This window comes from Collinsella sp. AF37-9 (assembly GCF_003475115.1).
Classification (GTDB): domain Bacteria; phylum Actinomycetota; class Coriobacteriia; order Coriobacteriales; family Coriobacteriaceae; genus Collinsella.
Genome location: NZ_QROQ01000043.1, coordinates 1 through 10,300, shown reverse-complemented (window position 1 = coordinate 10,300; position 10,300 = coordinate 1). Strand labels below are relative to the sequence as shown.

General features: G+C 59.1%; 9 protein-coding genes and 1 tRNA gene. 7 read left to right on the top strand and 3 right to left on the bottom strand.

What is annotated here, in order from left to right:
• Positions 1–230: 230 nt before the first annotated feature.
• Both DW024_RS09550 and DW024_RS09545 read right to left on the bottom strand, forming a co-directional pair.
• A complete protein-coding gene (locus DW024_RS09550) occupies positions 231–1,238 on the bottom strand; it encodes a DUF5692 family protein (RefSeq protein WP_117634470.1) in 1,008 nt (335 codons plus the stop codon).
• 63 nt (positions 1,239–1,301) lie between these two features.
• A complete protein-coding gene (locus DW024_RS09545) occupies positions 1,302–1,964 on the bottom strand; it encodes a TetR/AcrR family transcriptional regulator (RefSeq protein WP_117634468.1) in 663 nt (220 codons plus the stop codon).
• Between the two features lie 188 nt (positions 1,965–2,152).
• Here DW024_RS09545 and DW024_RS09540 point away from each other — a divergent pair, with 188 nt between their 5' ends.
• The 7 genes from DW024_RS09540 (at position 2,153) to DW024_RS09510 (ending at position 9,416) form a co-directional block, all read left to right on the top strand.
• Entirely contained in the window at positions 2,153–4,930 is a 2,778-nt protein-coding gene (locus DW024_RS09540) for an FAD-dependent oxidoreductase (protein ID WP_199576965.1), read from the top strand.
• Positions 4,931–5,120: 190 nt separating this feature from the next.
• Positions 5,121–5,540, top strand: coding sequence for a hydrogenase maturation nickel metallochaperone HypA (locus tag DW024_RS09535; RefSeq protein ID WP_118377578.1), 420 nt, complete (start codon positions 5,121–5,123; stop codon positions 5,538–5,540).
• A gap of 403 nt (positions 5,541–5,943) precedes the next feature.
• The gene (locus tag DW024_RS09530; protein WP_089573275.1) at positions 5,944–6,933 is read left to right on the top strand and encodes a PTS sugar transporter subunit IIB; all 990 of its coding nucleotides are present in this window, start codon (positions 5,944–5,946) and stop codon (positions 6,931–6,933) included.
• Positions 6,934–6,951: 18 nt separating this feature from the next.
• Complete coding sequence (locus DW024_RS09525; protein ID WP_117564943.1) at positions 6,952–7,770, top strand: PTS mannose/fructose/sorbose transporter subunit IIC; 819 nt, start codon at positions 6,952–6,954, stop codon at positions 7,768–7,770.
• Between the two features lie 16 nt (positions 7,771–7,786).
• A complete protein-coding gene (locus DW024_RS09520) occupies positions 7,787–8,707 on the top strand; it encodes a PTS system mannose/fructose/sorbose family transporter subunit IID (RefSeq protein ID WP_117564942.1) in 921 nt (306 codons plus the stop codon).
• Between the two features lie 120 nt (positions 8,708–8,827).
• A complete protein-coding gene (locus DW024_RS09515) occupies positions 8,828–9,226 on the top strand; it encodes a DUF956 family protein (protein ID WP_118377577.1) in 399 nt (132 codons plus the stop codon).
• A gap of 114 nt (positions 9,227–9,340) precedes the next feature.
• A tRNA-Arg gene (locus DW024_RS09510) sits at positions 9,341–9,416 on the top strand.
• Between the two features lie 513 nt (positions 9,417–9,929).
• Here the strand turns inward: DW024_RS09510 and DW024_RS09505 are convergent.
• A partial coding sequence (locus tag DW024_RS09505; protein WP_233541372.1) for a helix-turn-helix domain-containing protein occupies positions 9,930–10,300 on the bottom strand: 371 nt, incomplete at its 5' end.

The window sequence follows — 10,300 nt, the reverse complement described above, 5'->3', positions numbered from 1 at the left end:
AGGCGGGGCATGCCCCGCCTCTTACACCACATCTCTGCGCGCTACCCTGGCGTGCAGTCGGAAATTCGATTTTATCTGCGCGATACATTGTGAATATGTGCATGAATGCACGCGCGACAGCAAAAAGCCCCCGGAAAGCAAACGAATTGCTTTCCGGGGGCTGCGCATAACGCGAGATTACGGAGCCAAAGAGACGCGCCTACATCCAAATGCGGACGGCAGCGAGCGCGTTACTCGGCGTGTGCGTAATCCACCTTGGCGCGGCGAGCGGTAGCCTTCTCCCAATCGCTGGTGCCCTCAAAGACATCCTGCTTGTAGGGATTGCGGCCGAGCTTCTTGGCGCGGTAGGCGATGTAGATGATCGCGGCGATGTTGGCGACCAGTGCGGCGATCGAGACCGCAGTAGCGGCGCTGGGGTCGAGCGTGGAGTGGGTCACAAAGATGGACTCCTCCTGGAAGTACGGGAACACCTGGGCAAACATGCACCAAATGGCCAGCGTAAAGGCGCGGTTCTGGATCCAACCGCCCTTGTTCCAGATAAAGGCGGCGACGGTGGGCGCCAGCAGCAGCGCAAAGCCGCAGAACCAGGAGTGGGCGGGCAGGCAGTTGTAGGTGTAGCAGAAGTTCCAGATATCGTAGGCGATGATGTAGACCCAGGTCATGTCGGGCCACAGCATGTCGGTCTTGTCCTCGGAGGCGTAGACGCTCCACCAACCGGTCATGCAGAAGATGTTGATGATACCGGCGATGCCGTTGAACACGTTGTTCCAGCCGGCAAGCTGCGTAGCACCTTCGGAGGTGACCCAAGTGGACTGGCCCAGGACAAAGAAGTGATAGGCGCTCTCAAAGTCGGACACGACGGCGATCATGATGTTGATGGCGACGATCACAAACGGCCACGCGCGGAACCAGTGCGCCTTGCCGATCTTGCCCCACTGATACTTAATGGCGATGAAGCCCCAGCAACCGGCCAACGCCGCGTAGACCTTGGCGTAGTGGAACCAGCTGTTCTGGTACACATGGGTGGGGTTGGTGAGCGCCCACTCGGCGCCCTGCGAAACGCCGATGGCGATAGCGACGCAGTAGATGGTCATGGCCAGCGGAGCCACGCCAAAGATGATTGCCGCGCCCAGCTTGGTGCGGCGGCCGATCTCGTTGAGCACGATCAGGCCAATAAAGACCATGGCCCAGCCGGCCCAGTGGATAAGGGTATCGCTACCCCAAACATCGAACAGCATGCTGCTCTCCTTTCACACGCCCGCGGCCCCTCTTCTGATCGCGGGCAGTTTGGCCAAATGTCGTCAGTTCTGGGGCTTGCGCTCCGGATACTTGGCGGTATAGCCCTCGATGTGGAGTGTCGAGGCGATGATTTCCTTGACCGTCTCGTCGGGCACATCGGGGTGCGTGCGGATATACATCAACAACCCCATAATGAGGGTGTAGAACGTCTCGTAGACATGGTCGATGCGTAGCTCATGATGGGCGACAAAATCCACCACGGTGGTATCGCAGATATACTGCGCCACGCGCTGGACCACGTTGTGCAAAAAGCCGCCGTAGAGCGCGCCGCTGCTCGAGGTGAGCGTGCTCGGCAACTCGTGGCCGCTCACGACCAGGCGCTTAAAGAGCGGAGCAACGGTGTCGAGTGCGCCTTCGATGTCGCCAACCGTGCGGCTGGCGTTCCACTGCTCGAGCTCGGCGATAAAGCCGTCGATTGCCTCGTCCATAACGGCGGTGACGGCGGCATCCATATCGGCAAAGTAGTGGTAGAACAGCGAACGCGTGCAGCCAGCCCGCTTGGTCACGGCCGATACCGAAAGATGGGACACACCAAGCTCGGCGCTCACGGCGCGCACAGCGGCGAGGATCTCGCGACGGCGCTCGTCGCCCGTCAGGCGTTTTGCCGCGCTATCGGATGCGGGGACGGCATCGACCACAGAGATATCTGCTGCGTTGTTGCCCATGTTTTGCCGCCTTTCATCCTCTTTTGCCTGACCGTTCGCCTAACAGTCTTGAATATTGTTGACGGTTCGTCAATACTATTTTTGACACAATGTCAACAATGGCGGGTGAAAGGCATGGGGGCATGCCCGGCCTGCAAAAAAGAGGGGCGCTGCGGTCTCGCCGGGCTGTGGCAAGAGAAGGGACGACTATGATTCTCAACGGACCGGGGATTAGCTATACCGAGCCCGATATCGGCGCGGAGTTCGTGCCGCCGATACCGGAGCATCCGCGCGAGGCCATCGTCAAACTGTGTGAGCACTGCACCAACCGCCTGCTGCACCGCGACGAGCTGCTGGGCTACGAGTACTGGTCGTTTGCCGAGGCCGCAACCGACGAGCAGGCCGAAGTGCTCTGCAAGATGAAGATGCGCCGTCCCTATACGCTGCCCGAGATGGTCAAGCTCACCGGCATGCCCGAGGCCGATATCGAAAAAATGCTCGACGACATGAGCTACACGGGTCTGCTCGAGTACAACTGGGAAAACCCCGAGCGCGCCAAGCAGTGGGTGCTGCCCATGCTGGTGCCGGGTTCCGCCGAGTTCCTCAACATGCGCGTGAGCCAGCTCGAGGAGCATCCGGTCTATGCCAAGTTCTTTGAGCAGGCGTCCAAGGGACCGCTGTCCAAGGCCACGCCGATGGTGCCGCCCGGCGGTGCCGGCATCGGCATGCATGTCATTCCGGTCGAGAAGGCCATCGATGCCGCGAGCACCTCGGTGCCGATCGAGCATATCGAGCATTGGCTCGACAAATACGAAGGTAAGTATGCCGCTAGCACCTGCAGCTGCCGCGCGAGCCGTCGCGTGATGGGAGAGGGCTGCGCCGACGACCCGGCCGATTGGTGCATCGCCGTGGGCGATATGGCCGACTACGTGGTCGAGACCGACCGCGGCCATTATGTGACGCGCGAGGAGGTCTACGACATCCTGCGCCAGGCCGAGGACAACGGCTTTGTGCACCAGATCACCAACATCGACGGTGAGAACAAAATCTTCGCCATCTGCAACTGCAACGTCAACGTGTGCTACGCCCTGCGCACTTCGCAGCTGTTCAACACGCCCAACCTGTCGCGCTCGGCCTACGTCGCCAAGGTCGAGAAGGACAAGTGCGTGGCCTGCGGTCGCTGCGTTGAGGTGTGTCCGGCCGGCGCCGCCAAACTGGGCCAGAAGCTCTGTAGCAAAAAGGCCGGCGGACAGGTGCCCGAGTATCCGCGCCAGGAGCTGCCCGATGCCACCAAGTGGGACCACACCAAGTGGTCGCCCAACTACCGCAACGACAACCGTATCGAGACGCATGAGTCCGGCACCGCTCCCTGCAAGACGGCCTGCCCCGCGCACGTTGCCGTTCAGGGCTATTTGAAGCTCGCGGCGCAGGGCCGCTATGACGAGGCGTTGGCGCTCATCAAGCGCGAGAACCCGTTGCCCGCTATCTGCGGCCGTGTGTGCAACCGCCGCTGTGAGGATGCCTGCACCCGCGGTCGCGTGGACGAGGCCGTGGCCATCGACGAGGTCAAGAAGTTTATCGCCCAGCGCGATCTGGATGCCGCGACTCGCTATGTCCCACCTGTGGTGACCCCGACGCGTGCCGGCGGCTTCGACCAGAAGATCGCCATCATCGGCGCCGGTCCGGCCGGTCTGTCCTGCGCCTTCTATCTGGCCGAGAAGGGCTACAAGCCCGTCGTGTTCGAGAAAAACGAGCGCCCGGGCGGCATGCTCACCTACGGCATTCCCAGCTTTAAGCTGCAGAAGGACGTTATCGAGGCCGAGGTCGAGGTCATTCGCCTGATGGGCGCCGAGTTCCGCTATGGCGTGGAGGTCGGTCGCGATGTGACGCTCGACGAGCTTCGCGCGCAGGGCTTTAAAGCCTTTTACGTGGCCATTGGCTGCCAGGGTGGCCGCCTTGCCGGTATTCCGGGCGAGGATGCCGAGGACGTGACCGTGGCCGTCGACTTTTTGCGCGAGGTCAACAGCGGCAAGATCGACGCGCTGCCCGGGCGCACCATCGTGGTGGGCGGCGGCAACGTGGCCATCGATGTCGCGCGCAACGCCTGCCGTCTGGGTTCCGAGCACGTTGAGATGTTCTGCCTGGAGAGCGAGGTCAAGATGCCTGCCAGCGAGGAGGAGCGTCGCGAGGCCATTGAGGACGGCGCGCACATTAGCTGCGGCTGGGGCCCCAAGGAGATTCACCTGGACGAGGCCGGTCGTGTGTGCGGTATCACCTTTAAGCGCTGCACGCGTGTCTTTGACGACGAGGGCCGTTTTGCGCCCGAGTATGACGAGAACGACTTGCGCCGTGTCGATGCCGACCGTGTCGTCATGTCGATTGGCCAGTCCATTGTGTGGGGCGACCTGCTGGCTGGCTCCAAGGTGGAGCTCGGCCGCAGCCAGGGTGCCCTTGCCGATCCGCAGACGTACCAGACCGCCGAGCCCGACATCTTTGTGGGCGGCGACGTCTACACCGGTCCCAGCTTTGCTATCGACGCCATCGCCGCCGGTCACGAGGCCGCCGTGTCCATCCATCGCTTTGTGCAGCCGGGCTCCACGCTCACCATCGGCCGCAACCAGCGCCGCTACGCCGCGCTCGACCGCGACGATGTCGTGATCGAGAGCTACGACAACGCGAGCCGCGAGGTTGCCCATGTGGACCGCGAGCGCGAGAAGGCCGCGCCGTTTAGCGAGTACGCCGAGACCTTTACCGAAGAGCAGGTGCGCGCCGAGACCGCCCGTTGCCTGGGCTGCGGCGCCTCGATCGTCGACCCCAACAAGTGTATCGGCTGCGGCCTGTGCACCACCAAGTGCGCGTTCGATGCCATCCATCTGGATCGCGATCGCCCCGAGTGCTCCACGATGGTCAAATACGAGCAAAAGCTCCCCAGCCTGGGCAAGTACGCTTTGAAGCGTGCGATCAAAATCAAATTTGGGAAGAAATAAAAAACGCAACAAACAAGAGAACGGCGCAGAGAACGGTTGGACAGCGAGCGAGTCCCAGGCGTGGCGAGGTGCCTTGAAAGAGGAGGGCATAGGGCTTTTGCCCATGCCCGACGATTGAAAGGCAGATCGTCCGTCTGGGGCTCGCGCAGCGTCAAGTCGACCGCCGTTCGTTAGAACGGCGGAAGAAAAAGTGCATGAATTAGGAATCGTCTATCACATCATTCGCGATGTCGAGAATGTGGCGCGCGCCAATGGCGTGAGTCGCGTTTCGAACGTGACGCTGCTCCTGGGCGAGGTCTCGGGCGTCGTTCCCGATCTGCTGCTTGATGCTTGGCGCTGGGCGGCAGATAAAAAGCCTATCACGCAGGGCGCGGAGCTTATTGTGGAGCCTGTCGAGGCCGTGACGCATTGCGAGGCGTGCGGCTGCGACTACGCGACGGTCGAGCACGGCAAGACCTGCCCCCATTGCGGTAGCGGCGAGACCTATCTGCTGCAGGGCCAGGAGGTCATGATCAAGCAGATCGAGACCCCCGACGAGGACCCGACAGACGCTGCCCCCGACGGCCTATCCGATGCCGTCGACGCCGCCAACCCCCTCCACATCGCCTAACTTAGTCGTTGGGGACGTTCTTAAACGACTAGTCGAAAAAGAACGTCCCCAATGACTAGCCATTTAAGAACGTCCCCAATAACTACTTTGCTAGAGCATATCGCTCGCCATTAGTCAAGGCATAGCTGTTTAAACGAAATAGCCTCAGTCTCAGCACGTTTGCATCTGTTTAAAAGCGGTAATAATGACAGCATGCGCATATCCGTCGTGTAAGTATTGGTTGGGTATCAGTTATCAGCGGCAGATCAGCCAATGATGCTGGAATGTAATCAACTTGTAACAAATTAAGACGTTTAAACAAATAATGCTACCTTTTGCAGTTTTTCAAACAATTCTGCTGTATTTGCAGCTATACTCCATAACTGTCGTGTAGGAATTACGTAGACAAAAAGGAGGTTATGTGATGGTAAGTATTGTTCTTGCTAGCCATGGTGACTTGGCGGCTGGAATCAAGCAGACGGGCTCGATGGTCTTTGGCGATCAGCCGTCTGTTGCCGTGGTCTCGCTCGAGCCGAGCATGGGCCCCGACGACTTCCGTGCCAAGGTCGAGGAGGCAATCGCTTCCTTCGAGGACCAGGAGCAGGTGCTCTTCCTCGTTGATCTGTGGGGCGGCACGCCGTTCAACCAGATCAGCGGGCTCATCGAGGGCCACGATTCCTGGGCTATCGTCACCGGTGTCAACCTGCCTATGCTCATCGAGGCATATTCGCAGCGCTTTGACGCAAAGAACACTGCACATGCGATCGCAAAACATCTCGTGACTGAGGCTAAGGCCGGCGTGCGCGTCAAGCCCGAGTCTCTGGAGCCCGAGGAGAAGAAGCCGGCTGCGGCCGCCGCTGCTCCTGCGGGTGCCATTCCTCCGGGAACGGTGATCGGCGACGGGCACATCAAGATCGCCCACGTCCGTATCGACACGCGCCTGCTGCATGGTCAGGTGGCCACCACGTGGACCAAGCAGATCAACCCCAACCGCATCATCGTGGTCTCCGACGGCGTTGCTCACGACGAGCTCCGCAAGACCATGATCGAGCAGGCTGCCCCTCCGGGAGTCCACGCCAACGTCGTGCCTATCAAGAAGATGGCCGAGGTCGTCAAGGACACGCGCTTTGGCGACACCAAGGCGATGCTGCTGTTCGAGAACCCGCAGGATCTGCTCAGGGCCATCGAGGCCGGCGTCGACATCAAGGAAGCCAACATCGGTTCCATGGCCCACTCCAAGGGCAAGGTCGTCGTCACTAACGCTGTCGCTATGGGCGATGACGATGTCAAGACCATCGAGGCTCTCAAGGCCAAGGGCGTCAAGTTCGAGGTCCGCAAGGTTCCTTCGGATTCCTCCGAGGATCTCGACGCCATGTTGAAGAAAGCTAAGGCCGAACTGGCCGCTCAAGCATAGTAAAGGAGGGTCCGATACATGTCTGCAATCACTATTCTGCTTGTTGCGATTGTCGCGTTGCTTGCCGGTATGGAAGGCATTCTGGATGAGTTCCAGTTCCATCAGCCGCTCGTGGCATGCACGCTTATCGGTCTCGTAACCGGTCACCTTCAGGAGGGCATCCTCCTGGGCGGTTCGCTCCAGATGATGGCCCTTGGCTGGGCTAACGTCGGCGCCGCCGTCGCGCCTGACGCCGCTCTGGCCTCGGTCGCTTCTTCGATCATCATGGTGCTCGCCCTCAACGGTGGCGCCACCGATTCGGCCAAGGCCGTTACCGCCGCCATCGCCGTCGCCGTCCCGCTGTCGGTCGCTGGTCTGTTCCTGACCATGATCTGCCGTACCCTGGCTACCGCTATGGTTCACGCCATGGACGCCTGCGCCGAGAAGGGCGACTTCGCCGGCATCGAGCGTTGGCAGTACGCCGGCATCCTCATGCAGGGTGTTCGTATCGCCATCCCGGCAGTACTTCTGTGCATCATCCCGGCCGAGGCCGTTACCAACGCGCTTAACGCTATGCCCGATTGGCTGTCCGGCGGCATGGCTGTCGGCGGCGGCATGGTCGCTTCCGTCGGTTACGCCATGGTCATCAACATGATGGCCACCAAGGAGACCTGGCCGTTCTTCATCCTCGGCTTTGTCCTTGCTGCCATCCCTCAGCTCACGCTGATCGCCCTTGGCCTCATCGGCATCTCCCTTGCCCTCATCTACCTTGGCCTTAAGGATCTGGCCAAGCAGGGTGGCGGCATGGGCGGTGGCTCCGGTGACCCGCTCGGCGACATTCTGAACGATTACGAGTAGGAGGGGAGTGATACATATGGCAGAGAACAAGATTCAGCTCACCAAGGCTGACCGTAAGAAGGTTTGCTTCCGTCATCAGTTCCTTCAGGGCTCGTGGAACTACGAGCGTATGCAGAACGGCGGCTGGTGCTTCGCAATGATCCCTGCGATCAAGAAGCTCTACACCAGCAAGGATGACCAGATTGCCGCTCTTAAGCGCCACCTGGAGTTCTATAACACCCACCCCTATGTTTCCGCCCCCGTCATTGGCGTTACCCTCGCCCTCGAGGAGGAGCGCGCCAACGGTGCTCCGATTGACGACGTCGCCATTCAGGGCGTCAAGGTCGGTATGATGGGCCCGCTCGCCGGCGTCGGCGACCCCGCCTTCTGGTTCACCCTTCGCCCGATTCTGGGTGCACTGGGCGCTTCCCTGGCCCTGTCCGGCAGCATCGCCGGTCCGCTGCTGTTCTTCTTCGCGTGGAACATCATCCGTTACGCCTTCCTGTGGTACACGCAGGAGTTTGGCTACAAGGTCGGCTCCTCCATCGCCAAGGACCTCTCCGGCGGTCTGATGGGCAAGGTCACCGAGGGTGCTTCCATCCTGGGTATGTTCATCATCGGCGCCCTGGTCGAGCGCTGGGTGTCCATCTCCTTCACCCCGGTCGTCTCCAAGGTCACGCAGTCCGCTGGCGCCTATATCGACTGGGCCAACCTGCCCGCCGGTTCTGAGGGCATCAAGCAGGCATTGACGATGTACAGCTCTGTCGGTGCCAACGCACTCGACCCGGTGAAGGTCACCACGCTTCAGGCCAACCTCGATCAGCTCATCCCCGGCCTTGCCGCCGTGTGCCTGACCCTTCTGGTCTGCAAGCTCCTCAAGAAGAAGGTCAGCCCGATCGTCATCATCCTGGCTCTCTTCGCCGTCGGCATCATCGGTCGCGTCTGCGGCTTCATGTAAGCACGCTTCGGCTTAAGACCGAGAGTTGCTAGGCAAGGGCTTTTGAGCCATTGAAACGGACCGCACCCGGTGGGTACACTGGATGCGGTCCGATTGTTTTTATTGGAGGGCGAGGCGCGTATGGCGCAATCTCAGAACAGCACGGTCGATCTGGCAACGCCGGCAACCTGCCTGATGGGGCTTACCAGTCACGGTAACGTGATGGTGGGCAATAAGGCGTTTGAGTACTATAACGAGCGTAATCCCGAGGATTATATCCAAATCCCGTGGGACGAGGTCGACTATATTGCCGCCGAGGTTTTGCGCGGCACCAAGAAGATTACGCGTTTTGCCATCTTCACCAAGGACAATGGTCACTTTACGTTTTCGACGCGCGATGACAAAGAGACACTTCGTGCGGTCCGCAAGTACGTTGACGAGGATAAGCTCGTGCGTTCGCCTGACTTTATCGATGTGACGGCTAAGGGCGCCAAGAGCATCCCCTCCGTCATCAAAAGCCTCTTCCATAAAGGCGACTAGTCGCCTGGGACGTTCTTAAACGACTAGTCATTAAAGAACGTCGCAGACGACTATCTCGAAGAGTGGCTATGCGCTGCATGGTAGTGGCGCAAATCTGCTACACTAGTACAACATGCCTCCGTAGCTCAGGGGATAGAGCACCGCTCTCCTAAAGCGGGTGTCGACGGTTCGAATCCGCCCGGGGGCACCAGAAAAATCGCAGGTCAGGAGTTAATTTTGCTTCTGGCCTGTTCTGGTTTTAGGGTTAAGAACTGCTTTTGTTTGTAAATCTGGTAAGTAAATAATTTAACTTACCGAGTTTTCCACTGAAAACAGGAAATCACCATTTTGGGGATAAAAAGTTTTCAACAGCCGTTAGTCGGTTCCATTTTGGTGAAGCGCTTCCCTCTTTTGGGTAAAAAATTTCACCATTTTGATGATTCGGTAGCTTTGAATTCTCTGATAAAAAGCCTGTTCAGAAGCTTGTGTCATACCCATTTTGGTGAAACCAATTAATAGAGAAATAGATTATAAAGAAATAGGGACGGCGATGCCGTCCCCTTCGCTCGCGGAGCTCGCTGCGCGGCCACGTACCGTGTCCTTGCCGCCGGCTAAGCCGTCGATAAAGAATGGGGACAGCGATGCTGCCCCCCTTCGCTCGCGGAGCTCGCTGCGCGGTCACGTGCCGTGACCTTGCCGCCGGCTACGCCGTCGATTGATTCGCTCACTGCGTTCGCTGATTGATTGACCAATCCGTTGTATCGGTGACACCAGTCATCAGCGCAGCAATTGACATGTTGAATCCATTGGCAATTTTACAGAGGTTTGAAAGACTGACATTTCTTCGTCCGACTTCAATGCTCGCGTAGTAGGAACGATCCATCTCAATCAAATTGGCGAACTGCTCTTGGCTGCACCCGAGTCCAGCGCGGAGCTCTTTGCATCTCATGCCGAATGATTTCTGAAGCGTCTTCGTATCCATGACAAAAAAAGTCATGGATTGTTGTATAAAAGCCAACGGACTATATACAACAATCCCAGTTAAGGCGGGTGACGCATAATTTCTTTCGCAAATTGACAACCGCATAGCGGAAC